Consider the following 18,259-nt stretch of genomic DNA (forward strand, 5'->3'; position numbering starts at 1 on the left):
ACATTCGATGCCCTGGCAGCAATACAGCTTCAGAACCGCAGGGCAGAGAAAAGGAGGCACCGGCTTGGTCACCGGTTACTGCACATAAGATCAGGGAGTTGGTTCTTCAGTCCCCAGTCCCATTTGCTGCCGGTGGTACAGGCGGGCATAAAAGCCGTCGGGGATCTTCATCAGTTCATCATGGGAGCCCTGTTCTGCAATTTTACCTTCATCCAGCACGATAATCCGGTCAAAGGAAAGCAGTGAGAATACCCTGTGCGTGATGATGATGGCCGATCGTTCATCCAGGTAGGCATTCAGCCGGCCCATGATCTCTTTTTCTGTTTTTGCATCCACAGCACTCAGCGAGTCGTCGAAAATAATGATTGCAGACTCTTTAATCAATGCTCTTGCAATGGAGATACGTTGCTTCTGCCCGCCGCTGAGGGTAACGCCGCGCTCCCCTATCATTGTATCATAGCCCTTTTCAAATCCGTCAATTTCCCGTGCCACACCTGCTATTTCCGCAGCGGCGATCACCTCCTCCATGCTAGCCCCCGGCTTTCCGAACCGGATATTATTGGCTACCGTATCGCTGAACAGGAATACGTCCTGCGGCACGTAGCTGATCTGCTCCCGGAGGGCATACAGATCAATATCCCGGATATTATGATGCTGCAATACAACAGCGCCGCTGTCGGCATCATACATCCGCAGCAACAGCTGGGCTACCGTTGTTTTACCGCTACCGGTTTTACCCGTTATAGCGATCTTCTCCCCTTTGCGCACTTTAAGATCAAATTGCTGCAACGCCCTGATCCCCGTATCGGGATAAGTAAAATCAACCGCATTAAAGGCGATGGAGCCATCCAGCTGCAATGGGGTGGCACCGGTCTCATTTTTTATTTCCGGCACAATATCCAGGAATTCATTCAACCGCTTTTGTGAGGCCGCCGCCCGCTGTACCATACTGGCGGTAAGCCCGATGGCACTAACGGGGAATGTAAGCATATTCACATACACGATAAACTCAACAATGGTCCCCAGCGTAATGTTGTGCTCATGATGAATATAGTAAAGTCCTCCGATCATGATCGTAAACAAAGTGCTGATGCCGATCAGCAGCTGGATCGATGGAAAATAAATAGCTTCCACCCGGGCCAGCGCTATGGCGTTCTTACGGTAATGTTCACTATTGACGGAAAAAAAGTTAAACATCGCATTTTCCTGTACAAAGGACTTGATCACCCGGATACCGGAATAGGATTCCTGGGCATTGGTAGTAAGATCAGAAAGCGCAGCCTGGATCTTTTCGCTCTTTTTATGAATATTGCTGTTTACAAAATAAATGATCACCGCCAGTACCGGCAACGGGATCAGTACATAAATGGTAAGCTCCACGCTGCTTTGTACCATAAAAAAAACGCTCAGGATAATTACGGTAAGCAGGTTTACAATATACATGATCGCCGGACCGGTAAAGATACGCACCCGGCTTACATCCTCAGCAATCCGGTTCATCAGGTCACCGGTAGTATGACTTTTAAAGAAGCGGCCCGACAGCCGCTGGTACTGGTTATACACTTCGTTTTTCTGATCATATTCAATATGACGGCTCATGACAATGATCGTCTGGCGCATCAGGAACATAAAAAAGCCCCGGAGCAATGCCAGCACCAGTATTACAATACTGGCGATGAACACCACCCTGGCAATGCTGTTGTACCGGGTTACCCAATCCACGATCTTTTTTACCAGTACATCATATCCCCGGGTTTCAGCCCCAAACCCCGAACCTCCGGGGCGGGCAGCATTTCCTGTTAACACCAGCGACTGATCTACATAGTTCACTATAAAACGCATCAGCTGGGGCGACAGCACGTTAAAATAATTGGACAGAGCCACAAACAGGATACCTGCCCCCAACCGGATCCGGTACTTCCAGAAATACTTTCCCAAGGCGCCTAAGTGCTTCATAGCTGCAAAGTAAACGGTAATGTGCCAAATCTCAAATTTCGGACCGCCCGGTTTTAGCAGTCAGTAACCATTAGCCCTCAACAGATTTCAGCCGCCTCAAACCTGAAACCCGGCAGTGGTCTGTGAATAGAGAAACGGGGCTAACCAATGCCAATCGTCCATAGAACCCCGGCAGGAAGCGGATTGATACGGACATAGGGAGCAGATGGCAGATAGCTGTTTGCTCAGTTTTCAATTTAAAGCAGTATCTTGTTGTTATAAATAAAAACTATGGTTCCGGAACTCAGACAGGCTTATAATACTGCATTTACCGACGAAAAATTCCAGGCATTCGTGCAGGCGTTGAACAACTACTCCACCCCTATCCAGTTCCGGATTGCAGAAACCCCGGTCTTTATACCGCAAACATTTTCGCAGCAGATGATCGATGCCTGCGAGCAGATCGTTGACGTGATCCTGCAACCGGATTTTAAGGAAAAGACCACGCGGGCCATACCCGAAAATTACAGGGTTCCCAATGAGAACGCTCACCCCCATTTCATAGCCTTTGACTTTGGTATTTGCCGTAATGCCAATGGCGGGCTGGAGCCACAGCTCATCGAAATGCAGGGATTTCCCACCCTTTTTGGATACCAGGTACTGCTGGACGATGTCTTTAGTGAGCATTTCGGTATTCCTCCGGGTTATTCTTCCTACCTGGGCGGATTGAACCGGCAAAGCTACCTGGAGCTTTTTAAAAAGATTGTGGTTGGCCATGAGGACCCGGAAAATGTGATCCTGCTGGAGATCTTCCCACAGCAGCAAAAGACCAATGTAGACTTTTACTGTACAGAAGACTACCTGGGCATCAGGATGGTTTGTGTGACCGAGCTGATCCGGAAAGGAGATCAGCTGTTCTATCTGAAGGATGGAGTAGCAACACGCATCAAGCGGATCTACAACCGGGTTATTTTTGACGAACTGCAGCAACAGGAAGCAGCGGTACAGGAAAAAGCGGCGGTATTGTTCAAAGACCTGGATGTGGAATGGGTAACCCATCCCAACTGGTTTTACCGGATCAGTAAGTTTACCCTCCCGCTGATCCAGCATCCGAATATCCCGGAGACCCGCTTTTTGAGTGATATTAAAGAGATACCCGTTGCGCTGGATCATTATGTATTAAAACCGTTGTTCTCCTTTGCCGGCCAGGGTGTGGTCATTGATGTAACGCCCGCCGATATTGCGGCTATCAAAGATCCGGAGAACTGGATCCTGCAAAAAAAAGTGGAGTACGCTTCCGTTATCCAAACGCCGGATGAACCGGCTAAAGCCGAGATACGCATCTTTTATTTCTGGGAAGAAGGTGCGGCACGTCCCCGGCCGGTCAATAACCTGGCACGCCTGAGCAAAGGCAAAATGATCGGCGTTCGGTTCAATAAAGATAAGACCTGGACGGGGGGAAGCTTTGCGCTGTTTGAGCAATAAAATGTACGTTTGGGAATAGCGTTTATGCGCGTTAATCGCAGAGATACCCAACAGGTTATCGCGGACAGCACCAGCGCTAAGGTTGCACATTAACAAATCCGTCGAATGCAATTCCATTTCCGAACTCTTTTATGGTCTTACCCAATTTTAAAGCGTTAAACTGTTTTTCAATACTATCAGCGTTTGCCTGTCGAATTACTTTAAGGTTTGGTACTTCATATTCAAAGGGTTCAAACCGATCACCAAACTCTTTAATTATTGTGTCATAAGAAACAAGTCCGCTTTCTTTAACTGTTTCAGATAGCCTCTCATATTCTTTCTGAATGATTAAATAGTCAACCGGCGGAAGTATGACCGGTATATGCATTGGCCAAACGCAAGCGGTGTATAATGCCCCGTCTTCTTTATTTCTGACAACAAAATATCCCGGAACAAAAATATCTTCCTCCGTTAAATTTTCCTGCAATGTTTCACGATGTGTTTGATACCCCCACAAATAATTTGACTTATCAGGGGACAGATATTGAAAGTCCAATTCTCTGAACCGCTCTACTGTTACGCTATCATTTTGCCGGATCCATTGTTCCTCCAAATATCCCTTTGGAAATTTCCCCGGACTGTCCGGATCATTTTCATCCTGGGGATTTAAAACATACAGGTCAAGGTCCGTTATAAATTTTTCAATGACCGGGAATATTTCGAATCCGAAAAACCTGGGTCTGAAAAAGTTGATACTAAAGTTAAAATTGAGATATTTGAAATCCCGGAAGTTTTCGAAAATCTCAATTTGCTCCGGATCATTTTCGGGCTTATTCCAGTCAATAAGAAAATAAACACCGGTTGCAGGATTTTCATAGTGCCATTGTCGCGGATGATCGCTTATATTATGAGGAAGGTTCTTTGTCAGGTACGCTGCCAGTTCAGCCTCCGTCTGTTGGCTGCCTTTTTGTTTGTAGAAATACAGATCGAAGCTCATGTTGCAATATTGATTCTATTCGAAAATAAAAGAAAGCTTCCAAACACTCAAACTTCATCAATACTGCAGCTGTTAAACATTTTGAATCATCCCCCAAATATCCCCGGATCTGGTCAATCCCGGGAATGAGCATGCGGCCATCAGTTTTAAATTCCTTATTTTAGATTTTATATTTATTATTACGATATGGGGCTCTTCTCGTTCCGGAAAAAACAAAAGATCATCGGACTTACCCTTTCAGGCGGGGGCATGCGTGGTGTGGCGCATATCGGAGTTTTGCGCGCCCTCGATGAGTTTGGGCTGAGACCACAGGTGATCTCCGGTACCAGTGCCGGAGCCATTATCGGGGCCTTTTATGCTGCAGGATACTCGCCCCTGCAAATGCAGGAGATCGTGACCCGAACAACTTTTTTTTCCAGGTCATCCTTCCGACTGGGCACTACCGGCATTTTTAACACCGTCTTTTTGCAACGGCTCTTTAAAGAATCCTTTCCGGATGACAATTTTAACATCCTTAAAATACCCTTATATGTAGCCGCTACCGAAGTTACCCATGGCCGGACGGAATATTTCTCAGATGGAAGGCTCTTCCAGGCACTGCTGGCATCAGCCAGCATACCGTATATCTTTCCGCCCATCCGTATTGGCGCCAAAGTATACATGGACGGAGGCATCCTGAACAACTTTCCCATAGAACCCATTTATGATAAATGTGACCTGCTGATCGGCTCGCATGTCAACTCACTGATATACGACGACATGCAGAAGATAAGCGCCCGCAAGGTATTTGACCGGGTCGTTCACCTGGCCATCGGAAAATCTGTTTATTCCAAGGCCCATGCCTGTGACCTCTTTTTTGATCCCCCGGGTATGACGCAGTTCAGTCTTTTTGATAAAAAAGGCGTACCGCAAATGCTGGATATAACTTATAAAAATACCGTAAGTGTTCTGGAAGAAAAGGGGTATAAGCGTAAGACAGACCAGGTGCATCCTGTATAAGATGGTACTGTTCTTTTTCAATCCGGATAATCAATACAGGGATAACCGGCGGCCGGGCAGGCTCCGGCCTGCATGGTTTCCCGGAGCTGCCATTCCAAAATAATTATAAGGCACCCAATAAACAGGCATAGTGGAGTATAAATACGCGTATCATACCAACCGAACCGGCTGTTTTTTATCCGTTTGAAAAGACCAGCATATTTAAAATCGCCAACGGCCCTTGCAAAGAAGAACAATGCGACGCCCCCCAGGCCATAGGTTTGCAGCACGCAGGGGATCCTAAAATACAGTATTCCTGCTTTTATCAATACCAAAACTGCAAGTCCGGCAAAACCGGCGCCCAATGTAAAACTGTGCAGTGGCTTTGGCGACAGTACCCGTTTATTCTGTCTGTTAACCGGAAGAGCGGCCCCGATCCACGCCTGCCCGCCGGCCCCCCAATAAATATGAATAGCCGATAACAGTAAAAAGAGCGCAAAAAGCAAATATGCAATAAAGAAGATCATCTTAAACCCTATTGGGATATCCATATCCTGCCCAGGGCCACCAGGACGGCGATAAGAAAATAGGCAATGTTTACAAAAACATTCCGGAGCTCATTCCGCTGGTAGTGGATCCGCGCTGCAAAAGGCATGATAGCAGCCAGGCAAAATGCAGCCACCGGTGTAAGCCATGGCATTATATCGAAGTATACGGGTACGATCAGTCCGGCAACCCCTGCAAGTTCCAATATACCAATAATCCTGACGGAAAGCCGGGAAAGTCCTTCAACCCCCGTTTGCCCGATGGCTACCAGCTTTTTGGGAGGCAATACAGTTTTGCAAATGCCTGAATACAGAAAACCGGCGGCCATTAAAACCTGTAAGATCCAAAGAATAATGTTACTCATAGTTTTTCTCTTTTCAATACAAAGGTCAAAACATGCAGCAACACCGCCTTTGACATTTATCAAAAACTCAGATCTGTGCGCGTATCCTGCTCAGGGTTTCCTGTGTAATGCCCAGGTAGGAAGCGATCATACCAAGCGGCACCCGCTGAATAAATGAGGGATTTGATTGCATCAATATTTTATAGCGTTCCAGGGCGGTTGCAAAATGCAGATCGTCAAACTTCTGCTGCAGCTGTATTAAACCATGGGCTACCAGCATCCTGAAAAGATGTTCTATATCATGATAACGGGCGCAGAGTTCGTCAAGCACATCGCGGTGCAACACATAAAGCACCGTATCCTCCAGTATCTCAATACCGCGCCGGTCGGGCCTTCGTGTGATAAAACTGATTATGGAGCAGGCAAACGAGTTTTCATCGCTGATCCAGTCCGTAATATCTTTACCATCCTTCAGGTAATAGGTCCGGGTCAGCCCTTTATCAATAAAGTACAGGCATTTACAGGTGGTATCCGGTCTAACAAGAATGGTTCCCCTGGGCAATACCTGCTTTTGCAGCTGTTTGACCAGCTCCTGCCTGCTTTGTTCAGACAGCGTTGCGTACTGTGCTACCGTTACAAAAAAATGCTCCATTTCCCTGATTTAATGCTTTTATACGGGCAACAAAGACCGGGCCCGGATTATTCCCAAAAGAAAAGAGAACATTCCTGTTCAAGAATATGCCGGGAGTTAAGACCGGCGCCCGTAATTGATGCATATCAAATAAAAGAAACAGGAATAAAATGCGACGCCTAAAAAGCATTACATTTGGGCATAGGGTAACTGATATAAATACGTTGAAATGGTTGTACCGGAGGTCTATCGCGAAAAATCGCCGTTATCTGAAAAAGATTGTTTTGTGGTGTTTGACCGGCGCAAGTCGAGTTTTACGTTCCCGGTGCATGTGCATCCCGAATTTGAACTCAACTTTGTAGACGGCGCGGCCGGGGCACAGCGCATTATCGGGGATTCCGTGGAAAGCATCGGCGAAAAAGACCTGGTGCTGATCGCCAACCCGGAGCTCAAACATGCCTGGAAAGACGGAGGCCGCAGTTTCAGTAATATCCACGAGATCACCATCCAGTTTCATCCCCAGCTCCTGGAGCAGTATTTAAATAAAAACCAGTTCCGCAGTATACAACGGCTTTTTGAAAGAGCTTCAAAAGGCGTTTGCTTTGGAGCCGCCACCATCGAAAGGGTGCAGCCGCTCCTGCATATCATTACGATGGAAAATGACGGTTTTTACTCGGTAATGCGGCTGTTTATCCTTTTACATGAACTGGCCCGGAACGAGGACTACCGGGAACTTTCCAGTGGCGCCCCGCCTGAAATTACCCGGAGCGCCGAGCTGCTTAACCGGCTGCAGGACTATGTGAGCCAGCACATCACAGATATGATCCGCCTTTCAGATGCGGCCACGCTGCTGAATATGAGCCGTTCTACTTTTGCCCGCTTTCTTCAATCTCAAACAGGACTGAATTTTACAGACTACCTCCTTGATTTCCGGATCAACGTGGCGGTACGTAAGCTGAAAGGAACGGCATCTATACAGGATGTGGCAGATCAGTGCGGCTTTAACAGCATCTCCTACTTTTACCGGGTATTTAAAAAAGCAAAAGGTATCACGCCCGTAGAATTCAGGAGCAACTTTAAAAAGCAGCAGGTTATTGTGTAAGACCACGGGTACACCTGCAATGCGATGCATTTTACAGGGCCCAGGCTTTGTCGCCCTTTTTATAAGGATATGCGCCATTATAATGCCCCGGGGTTTCCACATATCGAAGCGCCTTGGTCATGCCAACCTCTGAGCTGAAATATCCCCAAAGGGTCAGTTGCCGCATCATGGTAAAATAATGGGGGGGATAATTTTCCTTCAGGTATGAAGCGCCAAAATCATTACCGGCTGCCGCCGCCCGGGTCTTTTCATCCTGTTGCTGGTTGAACTGGTCTTTTGCCTTCTTATAAGCATCCGTATTTACATATGCCCTCGCTTCGTTATACAGCCCGGTAAGAAAGCCTGCTTTTTCGGCCGGCGACAACTGCTCAAATGTTTTTTTGTATTGCCGGTTACAGGCTTCTTTTAACTGTGCAAGACCTTCTGAAAACGTTTTCCGTTCGGTTTCCGTATAGCAGTCGGTAATAACAGACTGCATAAACGTTCCAACCCGGGCAGCCCTGGCGCCGCCGGAGTCCGGGGTAGCGGGAAGGATGGTTTCACCGATCTCATCAAGCAGCGCAAGATCTGCTGCCGTAAACAGGCCGGTCTCCCCAGCCGGGTTCTTACAGCCTGATAAAAATGCGTCGGCGCCTACCAGGGCGCCGCCCAGTAAAAGGGATACCTGTGTTAAAGCTTCTCTCCTGTTCATAAAGCTATGTTTTTAGGGTTATCCGGTTTTCTGCACCGGCAGACCGGATACGATAACCCTACAGATTAAAGATTTTGTTTTTTTAACTCGCTAACCGCGTATGCTGCCGCACGTGCGGTAAAGGCCATATAGGTTAAGGAAGGGTTTACACAACCCGCCGATGTCATAAAGGAGCCATCCGTTACAAATACATTGGGGGCATCCCAAACCTGGTTCCATTTGTTAAGCACAGAGGTCTTGGGATCCGAACCCATGCGCGCCGTTCCCATTTCGTGGATCCCCTGCCCCATTATGCCATCGTTATCAAATCCATACACATCTTTGATCCCCGCTTTTTCCAGCATTTCCTTCCCGTCGTTAATGATCTCCCGGCGCATCTTTTTTTCGTTTTCTTTCAGCTCGGCATCGATCGCCAGTACATCCAGGCCCCATTTATCTTTCCGGTTTCTATCCAGTGTAACCAGGTTATCATGGTAAGGCAGCACTTCCCCAAAACCGCCCATCCACACACTCCAGGTTCCGGCTTCTGTAAGGGCTTCCTTTAAGGCGGCGCCCACCGCTATTTCCTCAGCAGCCCTGGTGCCCCGGCCCCGGCCGGCTCCCCCCTGGTAACCAAAACCCCGGATATAATCCCGTTTTTCGCCATTCAGGTTCCGGTACCGGGGTATATATACCCCATTGGGCCGGCGTCCGTAAGTATACATATCGTCATAGCCCTCGGCCCGCCCTCCGGCCCCGGAGCCCAGGTGATGATCCATCAGGTTATGTCCCAGCTCACCGCTGCTGCTGCCCAGCCCGCCCGGCCATATATCCGTGGCAGAGTGCAGCAGCACCCAGGTACTGTTCAGGGTGGAGGCATTCAGGAACACGATCTTTGATTTGTATTCGTAGGTCTTATTGGTTTCCGCATCCAGCACTTCCACCCCTGTCGCTCTCTTTTTATCCTTGTCGTACAGGATCTTTGTAACAATACTCCAGGGGCGCAGGGTGAGGTTGCCCGTTTTCATAGCCGCGGGCAACGTGGAGGACTGGGTACTGAAATAGCCTCCGTAAGGGCAGCCCCGGTCGCATTTATTACGGTACTGGCATTTGCTGCGCCCCGGCAATGCCTCCGTAAGATGGGCGCAACGGCCAATGATCAGGCGCCGCTGATCCCGGTAGGCCGTTTTAATACGGGCGGCCATATCTTTTTCAACAACATTCATTTCCATGGGCGGCAGAAATTGTCCATCCGGCAGCTGGGGCAGGTTTTCAATACTGCCGCTCACACCAATGAACCGCTCCACATGATCGTACCAGGGCGCAATTTCGGCATACCTTACAGGCCAGTCGATAGCAATGCCGTCTTTGGCATTGGCCTCATAGTCAATATCACTCCAACGGTAGGTCTGTTTTCCCCAGAGCAGTGAGCGCCCTCCCACCTGGTACCCGCGAAACCAGTTGAACTGCTTCACCTCAGTATAAGGTGTTTCCGTATCATTGGCCCACCAGTCGAGGTTGATCTCGTTAGGACCAAAACCCCGGATACGGTTGGGATAAAGCCGCTTTTGTGCCAGGGTCATACTGCCATGATGGGAAAATTCCCAGGGCCCCTTGCCCGCGTTCACATAATCGGTTATATGTTTCACATCTTTGCCGCGCTCCAGCAATAACACTTTCAATCCTTTTTCACAGAGTTCTTTTGCCGCCCATCCCCCGCTGATACCGGAGCCGATCACAATAGCATCATAATGATTATCTGCCATAACGATAGAATTGCTTTAAGAATTTATAAATAAAAATTTTGTCCCTGTTTTTTACAAACAACCCGATAAGAGGTATAAATATACTGATTTTCTCCAATAATGCAATCGATTACATAAATTAAAGAACACTCCACTTTTCGCAGCTTTGCCCGAACACGCTTCTTTAAGCGATCGCCCCGCATGGAGGAAGCAGGACTCCCCCATGACCATCCCGACTCTAAATATTGCTTAACCTTACTGAATATATCATGGTTATGACAGATTTTACGCATTTGGACCTGAACAAATCCTATACCTACGCAGATTATCTTACCTGGAGATTCCAGGAGCGACTGGAACTGATAAAAGGGAAGATCTTTATAATGAACCGGAATCAATTTTTATTAAAATGCGTAATTACTAGTGGTTTGTGAGGACATAAACCACGGCCCACGCCACGGTCAGTGTCCTCACTGACCGAGAAAAGAAATAATTTTGATGCCGGCTTATTATTAAACCAGGCCCGGCGCCTTTTGATGTGCGTCTTGCTGCAAAAAACAAGGCCGTTACCACCGTACTGCAACCAGCTATCTGTGTTGTTTGTGATCTGAATAAACTTGATGACCGGGGTTGTATTGGCGCTCCTGATATTGTGGTGGAAATATTATCGCCCGGTAACAACAGCAAGGAACTAAAGAATAAGTTTGAAGTATACGAAGAGAATGGAGTACAGGAATACCGGATCATTCACCCTGAAGAGAAAACATTTATGGCTTACATACTGGATGGGCAGGGCAGGTATCAGCCCACTGCCCTAAAAACGATCGGAGACCATATCACAACACCGGTATTACCGGGTTTTGTGCTGGATCTTGAAAAAACATTTGATTACTATACCGGCTAAACCTGCACTTTATTTCCGGCGCTGCAGCTCCTTTTTGATCAGTCCCAGCTCACGGCCGGTTTGCCCCTTCACGGAAGTGTTTTCCTGCGCACGGCGCATCAGGTAAGGGATCACATCATCAATGGGCCCGAAAGGCAGGTATTTGCTTACACTGCAGCCGGCAGCCGCCAGGTTAAAGGTAATATTGTCACTCATACCATAGAGCTGGCTGAAATGTACATGCGGATGATGAAACGGAACCCCGTGCTGCTGCAGCCATGCCACTGCATCCAGGTTGCTTTTTTCATTATGGGTGGCAATGATCAGCGCTACCCGGTTCAGCCGCTCCAGGCCAAATTGCACACCGGCATTATAGTCGCGGTCAGCGCTGATCTTATCAGGCTGTATCGGGGATGCATAGCCTCTTTCTGCTGCGCGGGCCCGCTCTTTTTCCATGTAAGCCCCCCGTACCAGCTTTACCGCCAGCAGAAAATTGCGTTCCTCAGCTGCTTCGTAGCAGTCTTTTAAGAACTGCAGCCGGTCGTGCCGGTATAATTGTACCGTATTATAAATAACCGGTGTTGTTTTATTAAAGCTGTCCATCATTAAGATGGTCAATGCGTCTACCGGGTCCTGGATCCAGGTTTCTTCCGCATCGATCAGCACACCTACTTTTTTTTCTGCAGCCTGCTCGCAGATGCGCAGCAACCGGGTGCGCACCCGGTGCCATTCTTCCTTTTCGGCAGTCTCCAGCTGGTCGATTACCTGCAGGTACCTTTTGATCAATGTTCCGGTGGCGGCGGTCATCAGCCCGTCGATCTTTTCCAGGAGCGCAAACCTCGAAAACCCCGTCACCTTTACACTCATAAAGGGAATGTTGGATTGGGTGGCAGCGTAATCAATAACCCGGATGAACTCATCCGCAGCATGATCATATTCTTGTTCGGAGTCCTCTCCTCCCTCTACACCATAATCCAGGATCACCTGTACCTGGTATTGGCCCAGTTTGGCGGCCACCTTTGCTGTTTCCGCAAGGGTTTCGCCTCCCACAAACTGCTTAAAGATCGTACTCCTGATAATCCCTTTTACAGGCAACCCGTTTTTGATCGCCCAGGGGGTGAGCCGGGTTCCCAATTTTACCAGCGTGGGTTGCCCCATCATTGAAAAAAGCAGTCTTGCCTGTTTTAACTCCTTGTCCGACTTGTATTTAAATGCGAATTCTGTGTTATCAAATGATACCGGTAGATTATTTTCCTGCATATAACTAAAGCAAAATATTCGTCAAAGGTAAGGGCGCTTTTCTTTTCATTTATAAAAAGATTGGCCCGGCGCAACCGTTTGAGCAGCCATTTTCTTAATTAGCCGTATCCCGTTACTTTTGCAAAAAATTAAAAATGGCGAAAAATCCTGCAGACAGCCTGATCGTAATGACAGAACTGGTATTGCCCAATGATACCAATACCTTTGGTAACTTAATGGGCGGCCGCCTGATGTACTGGATGGATATTGCCGCTGCCCTGTCTGCCCAAAAGCACGCCAACCTTCCTGTAGTTACGGCGTCCGTTGACAACATTTCTTTTGAGAACCCCATCAGGCTGGGCAATTCGGTACATATCGAGGCCAGGGTCACCCGGGCTTTTAATTCTTCTATGGAAGTGCACATGGTGGTACATGGGGAGGACCTGGTGAACCGCTACCGGTATAAAAGCAATGAAGCCTATTACACCTTTGTAGGCCTGGATCCCCACGGGAAACCGGCCCATGTGCCAGCGCTGGAACCGGTAACGGAAAAAGAGCTCCTGCTTTTTGAGGGCGCGCTGCGCCGCCGCCAGCTCAGGCTCATCCTGGGAGGCAAAATGAAGCCCATCGATGCTGCAGAGCTGAGGGCCCTGTTCCAGATGTAACACTTATTTCCTGCCCTGCGTGGTTTCAGCTACCCAGTCCGCATACGCTTTCAGAAACCCTTCCAGGAATTTATCCAGGCGGGCCCGGTCTGCCGACTGCGGATCATTAAAACAAGCAGCAATATTGCTGAGATAGGCTTCCGGCTGCTGCATCATGGGCACATTTAAAAACACCATAGCCTGCCGCAGGTGATGATTGGCTCCAAATGCGCCCAGTCCCCCGGGCGTAACGCTGGCCACTGCACCGGGTTTCCGGTTCCACACACTTTTTCCCGATGGCCGGGAGCCTACGTCGATGGCGTTCTTTAGGAGCCCGGGAATGGAGCGGTTATATTCCGGTGTTACAAAAATGATCCCGTCCTTTGCCCGGATGGCCTCCCGGAACCGCAGCCAGGGCTCAGGAGTATGTTGCTCAAGGTCTTCGTTATACAGGGGCAGATCGCCGATCTCAACGATCTCCAGCTGCAGTCCGGAAGGCGCCAGGCGGATCATTTCCGCTGCTACCTTACGGCTGTAAGAGGCGGCCCGCAGACTTCCTACCAGCAGGCCGATTTTTTGAATGCTCATAATAAAAGCTTTGGTTAAAAATAGGCGAACCCTTCAAAAAAAACAAAACCTGCCCCTGTGTACCAACCGCGGGGAACAAAGGAGCAGGCTTAGAGCCTGTTTAAAATTCATTCAATGGCTTTATTATGGCTGTTTTGGGCTGCAACTGCGTTAAATTTTTCGCCATAGTGGCCTACTATGCCTGCAAAATTTTCCTTGTTTCGCTCCAAAATAGCTTCATAATAAATTCCATCAATTAAATTTAAACAGGCTCTTATATCATCGTTCTTTTTGCCCTCATAGCGGCTCCCGTGGCTACAGAAATCTTTCGGTATTTCAGAGCAGGGCAAACGCACCTGATTTCAGCATTGTTCAGCTCCGGAGGAGCAGCGTGTTTATAGTAATCTGCTGTTTTATCAACCCGGCTCCTGTAGGAGCCGCGTGTTTGTTGGGCCCGAAATTTTACGCGGCTCCTACAGGAGCCGGCTTTTCTCTTTAATACCTTGCTATAAACACGAGGCACTCACCGTGCCTGAAAATGCTCCTGGTGTGCTCTTTTCACCCAATTTAGATGCGTTTATCCTGTGTTTCAGAGATTCTGTAGTCCGATCAAAATACAAATGTTTATATTAGCCCATTAAAAGTTTCACCCATGCATCTTGTAATTATCAACGGCCCCAATCTTAACCTGCTGGGCAGGCGGGAACCCGGTATCTATGGCAGCTCCAGCTTCGAATCATTCTTTGAGCAGCTGAGGGAAAAATACCCTGCGATCCGCTTTGATTATTTCCAGAGCAATATCGAAGGTGAACTGGTAACCGCCCTGCAGCAATACGGGTTTGAAGCAGATGGCATCATCCTGAACCCGGCGGCCTATACCCATACTTCTGTTGCCATTGGCGATGCCATTGCCGCTATCAACACACCGGTGATAGAAGTGCATATCAGCAATGTGCATGCCCGTGAAGATTTCAGGAAAATATCCCATGTAAGTGCCAAAGCGGCCGGCAGTATTATCGGACTGGGCTTAAAAGGATATGAACTGGCCGTTAACTATTTCCAGGACTCAAAAAAATAACCGTCCAAGCCATATGAACCAGCAAAAAAAGACCTCCATTCTCAGCCTTACGGTCGTTGTAGCTGCGCTTGGCTACTTCGTTGATATTTATGACCTGCTTATCTTCGGCATCATCCGCATCCCCAGCCTGAAGGAGCTGGGCCTTACGGCGGATGAGATCACCACCAAGGGAGAATGGATCCTTTCGGCCCAGATGGCCGGACTGCTCATCGGCGGTATCCTCTGGGGTATCTGGGGAGATAAAAAAGGCCGGGTGAAAGTGCTGTTTGGGTCCATCCTTATTTATTCCATTGCCAATATCTGCAACGGGTTTGTTCAAACCGTGGAGCAATATACGGCGATCCGTTTCCTGGCGGGTATCGGGCTGGCTGGGGAACTGGGCGCCGGCATTACGCTGGTGGCTGAATTGTTGCCCAAAGAAAAACGGGGCATCGGAACTTCTATCGTTGCCGGTTTTGGCGTACTGGGTGCTGCCGTTGCTTTTTTAATAAAGGAAGAATTTCACTGGCGTACCTGCTACTTCATCGGCGGCGGGCTGGGGATCCTCCTGTTGCTGCTCCGGATCTCGGTGCTGGAGTCGGGCATGTATCACCGGATGAATGCCGCTGATGTCAAAAAGGGACGGTTCCTGATGCTTTTCAGCAGCAGGGAGCGTTTTACCAAGTATATTAAAAGTATTTTTATAGGCCTGCCCACATGGCTGGTGATCGGGATACTCATCACTTTCAGCAGCGAGTTCGGAAAACAATTCGGGATCACCGGTGATGTTGATCCCGGCCGGTCTATTATGTATGCTTATATCGGGCTGGCCCTGGGCGATATTACCATCGGCCTCGTAAGCCAATGGCTCAAAAGCCGTAAAAAAGCACTGTATATTTTTTATGCCCTCACTTTTATTTCGATGCTCCTTTATTTTACCACTCAGTGGAACGGCACGCCCGGCTGGATGTATACCCTCTGTTTTTTCCTGGGTTTCAGCATCGGGTTCTGGGCCATTTTTGTTACGGTGGGTGCAGAGCAGTTTGGTACCAACCTGAGGGCGACCGCAGCAACCACCGTTCCCAATTTTGTACGGGGTTTATTACCACTCATCCTGCTCCTGTTTAAAGAAATACGCGGCATCAGTAATGTGGGCTATGTAAATGGCGCTATTATAACCTCAGCTATCGTAATGGCTGTTTCCACCATTGCAGTGATCACCCTCCCGGAAACTTTTCATAAAGATCTGAATTACGAAGAGCTTTAAGAGCCTGTTTAAATTTTATTGATGGAATTTATTATGAAGCTATTTTGGAGCGAAACAAGGAAAGTTTTGCAGGCATAGTAGGCCACTATGGCGAAAAATTTAACGCAGTTGCAGCCCAAAACAGCCATAATAAAGCCATTGAATGAATTTTAAACAGGCTCTAAGTCCAAAATGTGAAAAGGCGGAGATGTAAGAATGCGTCAGGCATATAACCGTTTTATCTCCGGAGCCCTGTTGACCATTGACTACTGACAGGGGATGAAGCCGTTTCTCTTCTCATCGATCAATCTTTTGTTTAAGGTTTGACCTTAGATCCGTTTTTATGCCTGATATTTTCCCAAACGTTTGGGAGACTATTGACCATCAACTATCGGCCATCAGCCATTAACACTGTTCAAACCTGTTTTATACTTCATTAACAGACCCCACATTTTCATATTTTCAAATTAACAATATTTAACATTGGTTCTTTATTCGCATATTTCCGCATTTTCCAATCTTCAAATTGTTCCCGGTAGCTTACATTTGCGGGATAATAATAAATTTGATCATGCGCACGGCAGACTGGATCCCTATTTTTCAGCAAAGTATTTCCGACTATCATCAAACGGACCAGGTTGATACGCCGGTTCAAAATCCCTTCACCAAGGGGTCCCTGGAATTCCTGATGTATGAAAAGAACTGGATCGATACGGTGCAGTGGCACCTGGAAGACATTATCCGGGATCCGCAGATCGACCCGGTTCAGGCCCTGGCTATAAAAAGGAGGATCGACAGCTCCAACCAGCACCGTACAGATATGGTGGAATATATTGACAGCTGGTTCCTGCAGCAGTTCAGCAGCGTGCCCGTAACCGACGATGCCTCCTTTAATACAGAAAGTCCGGCCTGGGCTATTGACCGGCTGTCGATCCTGGAATTAAAGATCTACCACATGCAGCAGGAAGCAACACGGCCTGATGCTTCTGAGGTACACCGGGCGGCCTGTTCTGCCAAACTGGATATCCTGCTTACCCAGCGTAACGATCTGTCTGCCGCCATCGACCAGCTGCTCAGTGATATTGTTGCGGGCAAAAAATATATGAAAGTGTACAAACAAATGAAAATGTACAACGACGAAAGTCTGAACCCCGTCCTTTACCAGCAAAAAAAATGATGAGCGCCGCACCCGCACATATACTGGCCCTGCGGTTTTCTGCATTGGGCGATGTGGCTATGACCGTTCCTGTTTTAAAGCGGCTGCTGGAGCAAAACCCGGCGCTGGAGATCACCCTGGTTTCGGTACCCTTTCACCAGCCGCTTTTTGAGAATATCGAGCGGCTGCATTTTTACGGAGCCGATATCAGGAATGATTTCAAAGGGATTACCGGACTGATCCGGCTGGCGCGGACATTAAAAAAGGACATCCGGTTTGATGCTGTTGCCGACCTGCATGATGTGCTGCGTACCAAGATCATCCGCAATTTCCTGGGCCGGGTGCCGGTAGCGGTTATGGATAAAGGCCGGAAAGAGAAAAAGGAACTGACAAGACCCGGAAACAAAAAACTGCGCCCGCTCAAAACCACGTTTCAACGCTATGCCGACGTGTTTACAAAGCTGGGGATGCGGGTAGATATCGGACGTCAGAGATCAGAGACCAGAGATCAGGCGTCAGACCTATCAACCCCCAAATCCATTGGTGTTGCCCCTTTTGCAAAGCATGCGGCGAAAATGTATCCCTTGAATAAAATGGAACAGGTAGTGCAGCAGCTGGCGCAGGATGACCGGAACACTGTTTTTTTATTGGGCAGCAGGGCCGAGGCCCCTGTGCTGGAGCAATGGGCCGCCGGTCATCCGAATATACAGGTGGTTGCGGGGCATTATACCTTTGCTGCCGAGCTTGGGCTGATCGCCGGCATGGATGTAATGCTGACGATGGACTCTGCCAATATGCACCTGGCCTCTCTTTACGGAGTGCCCGTGGTTTCCGTTTGGGGCGGTACCCATCCCTGGCTGGGATTTTATGGCTGGGGGCAGGACCCGGAAAATGCCATTCAAACCGATCTTCCCTGCCGGCCCTCTTCCGTTTTTGGCAATAAACCCTGCCCGGTGCATGGAGAAGCCGGGTGTATGCAGGAAATTACGCCGGAAATGATCACTGTTAAAATTAGAAATATTTTAAATGGGAATTCGAATTAATTCCTATCTTTTC

The 18,259-nt window shown here is 48.4% G+C and carries 19 protein-coding genes; 10 read left to right on the top strand and 9 right to left on the bottom strand.

Annotated elements, in window-relative coordinates:
• Positions 1 to 90: 90 nt before the first annotated feature.
• The gene (locus BLS44_RS18245) at positions 91 to 1,956 is read right to left on the bottom strand and encodes an ABC transporter ATP-binding protein (protein ID WP_176954466.1); all 1,866 of its coding nucleotides are present in this window, start codon (positions 1,954 to 1,956) and stop codon (positions 91 to 93) included.
• 270 nt (positions 1,957 to 2,226) lie between these two features.
• Here BLS44_RS18245 and BLS44_RS18250 point away from each other — a divergent pair, with 270 nt between their 5' ends.
• Positions 2,227 to 3,420 (top strand): hypothetical protein, encoded by a 1,194-nt coding sequence (locus tag BLS44_RS18250; protein WP_090391666.1) that lies wholly within the window; start codon positions 2,227 to 2,229, stop codon positions 3,418 to 3,420.
• A 76-nt stretch (positions 3,421 to 3,496) separates the two neighbouring features.
• On the opposite strand, the gene BLS44_RS26290 is transcribed toward BLS44_RS18250, so the two are convergent.
• On the bottom strand, positions 3,497 to 4,012 hold the full coding sequence (locus BLS44_RS26290; RefSeq protein WP_143019835.1) for a hypothetical protein: 516 nt from the start codon (positions 4,010 to 4,012) through the stop codon (positions 3,497 to 3,499).
• A gap of 570 nt (positions 4,013 to 4,582) precedes the next feature.
• On the opposite strand from BLS44_RS26290, the gene BLS44_RS18260 reads away from it, so the two are divergent.
• Positions 4,583 to 5,395, top strand: a complete 813-nt coding sequence (locus BLS44_RS18260; protein ID WP_090391668.1) for a patatin-like phospholipase family protein — start codon at positions 4,583 to 4,585, stop codon at positions 5,393 to 5,395.
• Between the two features lie 17 nt (positions 5,396 to 5,412).
• Here BLS44_RS18260 and BLS44_RS18265 read toward each other — a convergent pair whose 3' ends face one another.
• The 3 genes from BLS44_RS18265 to BLS44_RS18275 form a co-directional block, all read right to left on the bottom strand.
• Positions 5,413 to 5,901 carry a DUF3995 domain-containing protein gene (locus BLS44_RS18265; RefSeq protein WP_176954467.1) on the bottom strand — a complete coding sequence of 163 codons (489 nt, stop codon included), beginning with the start codon at positions 5,899 to 5,901 and terminating at the stop codon, positions 5,413 to 5,415.
• A gap of 8 nt (positions 5,902 to 5,909) precedes the next feature.
• Entirely contained in the window at positions 5,910 to 6,284 is a 375-nt protein-coding gene (locus BLS44_RS18270; protein ID WP_090391670.1) for a DoxX family protein, read from the bottom strand.
• Positions 6,285 to 6,351: 67 nt separating this feature from the next.
• Positions 6,352 to 6,915, bottom strand: coding sequence for a Crp/Fnr family transcriptional regulator (locus tag BLS44_RS18275; RefSeq protein ID WP_090391671.1), 564 nt, complete (start codon positions 6,913 to 6,915; stop codon positions 6,352 to 6,354).
• Positions 6,916 to 7,123: 208 nt separating this feature from the next.
• Between BLS44_RS18275 and BLS44_RS18280 the strand changes: the two genes are divergently transcribed.
• Positions 7,124 to 7,996 carry an AraC family transcriptional regulator gene (locus BLS44_RS18280; RefSeq protein ID WP_090391672.1) on the top strand — a complete coding sequence of 291 codons (873 nt, stop codon included), beginning with the start codon at positions 7,124 to 7,126 and terminating at the stop codon, positions 7,994 to 7,996.
• Between the two features lie 31 nt (positions 7,997 to 8,027).
• Here the strand turns inward: BLS44_RS18280 and BLS44_RS18285 are convergent, their stop codons facing one another.
• Both BLS44_RS18285 and BLS44_RS18290 read right to left on the bottom strand, forming a co-directional pair.
• Complete coding sequence (locus BLS44_RS18285) at positions 8,028 to 8,687, bottom strand: gluconate 2-dehydrogenase subunit 3 family protein (RefSeq protein ID WP_090391673.1); 660 nt, start codon at positions 8,685 to 8,687, stop codon at positions 8,028 to 8,030.
• Between the two features lie 65 nt (positions 8,688 to 8,752).
• Complete coding sequence (locus BLS44_RS18290) at positions 8,753 to 10,432, bottom strand: GMC oxidoreductase (RefSeq protein ID WP_090391674.1); 1,680 nt, start codon at positions 10,430 to 10,432, stop codon at positions 8,753 to 8,755.
• A 254-nt stretch (positions 10,433 to 10,686) separates the two neighbouring features.
• Between BLS44_RS18290 and BLS44_RS26630 the strand changes: the two genes are divergently transcribed.
• Positions 10,687 to 10,845, top strand: a complete 159-nt coding sequence (locus tag BLS44_RS26630; protein ID WP_176954468.1) for a hypothetical protein — start codon at positions 10,687 to 10,689, stop codon at positions 10,843 to 10,845.
• Positions 10,846 to 10,949: 104 nt separating this feature from the next.
• A complete protein-coding gene (locus BLS44_RS18295; protein ID WP_218127778.1) occupies positions 10,950 to 11,315 on the top strand; it encodes a Uma2 family endonuclease in 366 nt (121 codons plus the stop codon).
• Positions 11,316 to 11,324: 9 nt separating this feature from the next.
• Here BLS44_RS18295 and BLS44_RS18300 read toward each other — a convergent pair whose 3' ends face one another.
• On the bottom strand, positions 11,325 to 12,554 hold the full coding sequence (locus tag BLS44_RS18300; RefSeq protein WP_090391676.1) for a proline dehydrogenase family protein: 1,230 nt from the start codon (positions 12,552 to 12,554) through the stop codon (positions 11,325 to 11,327).
• A 134-nt stretch (positions 12,555 to 12,688) separates the two neighbouring features.
• On the opposite strand from BLS44_RS18300, the gene BLS44_RS18305 reads away from it, so the two are divergent.
• Positions 12,689 to 13,198 (top strand): acyl-CoA thioesterase, encoded by a 510-nt coding sequence (locus tag BLS44_RS18305; RefSeq protein WP_090391677.1) that lies wholly within the window; start codon positions 12,689 to 12,691, stop codon positions 13,196 to 13,198.
• A gap of 3 nt (positions 13,199 to 13,201) precedes the next feature.
• Here the strand turns inward: BLS44_RS18305 and BLS44_RS18310 are convergent, their stop codons facing one another.
• Positions 13,202 to 13,765 carry an NADPH-dependent FMN reductase gene (locus BLS44_RS18310; RefSeq protein ID WP_143019836.1) on the bottom strand — a complete coding sequence of 188 codons (564 nt, stop codon included), beginning with the start codon at positions 13,763 to 13,765 and terminating at the stop codon, positions 13,202 to 13,204.
• A 631-nt stretch (positions 13,766 to 14,396) separates the two neighbouring features.
• Between BLS44_RS18310 and aroQ the strand changes: the two genes are divergently transcribed.
• The 4 genes from aroQ (at position 14,397) to BLS44_RS18335 (ending at position 18,246) form a co-directional block, all read left to right on the top strand.
• A complete protein-coding gene (gene aroQ, locus BLS44_RS18320; protein WP_090391680.1) occupies positions 14,397 to 14,822 on the top strand; it encodes a type II 3-dehydroquinate dehydratase in 426 nt (141 codons plus the stop codon).
• A 13-nt stretch (positions 14,823 to 14,835) separates the two neighbouring features.
• Entirely contained in the window at positions 14,836 to 16,068 is a 1,233-nt protein-coding gene (locus BLS44_RS18325) for an MFS transporter (RefSeq protein ID WP_090391681.1), read from the top strand.
• 550 nt (positions 16,069 to 16,618) lie between these two features.
• Complete coding sequence (locus tag BLS44_RS18330; RefSeq protein ID WP_090391682.1) at positions 16,619 to 17,224, top strand: DUF4254 domain-containing protein; 606 nt, start codon at positions 16,619 to 16,621, stop codon at positions 17,222 to 17,224.
• A complete protein-coding gene (locus BLS44_RS18335; RefSeq protein ID WP_090391683.1) occupies positions 17,221 to 18,246 on the top strand; it encodes a glycosyltransferase family 9 protein in 1,026 nt (341 codons plus the stop codon). The genes BLS44_RS18330 and BLS44_RS18335 overlap by 4 nt, the downstream gene beginning before the upstream one ends.
• The last annotated feature ends 13 nt before the right edge of the window (positions 18,247 to 18,259 follow it).

The sequence above is a fragment of the Niabella drilacis genome, from assembly GCF_900101395.1.
In the GTDB taxonomy this organism is placed as follows: Bacteria; Bacteroidota; Bacteroidia; order Chitinophagales; family Chitinophagaceae; genus Niabella; species Niabella drilacis.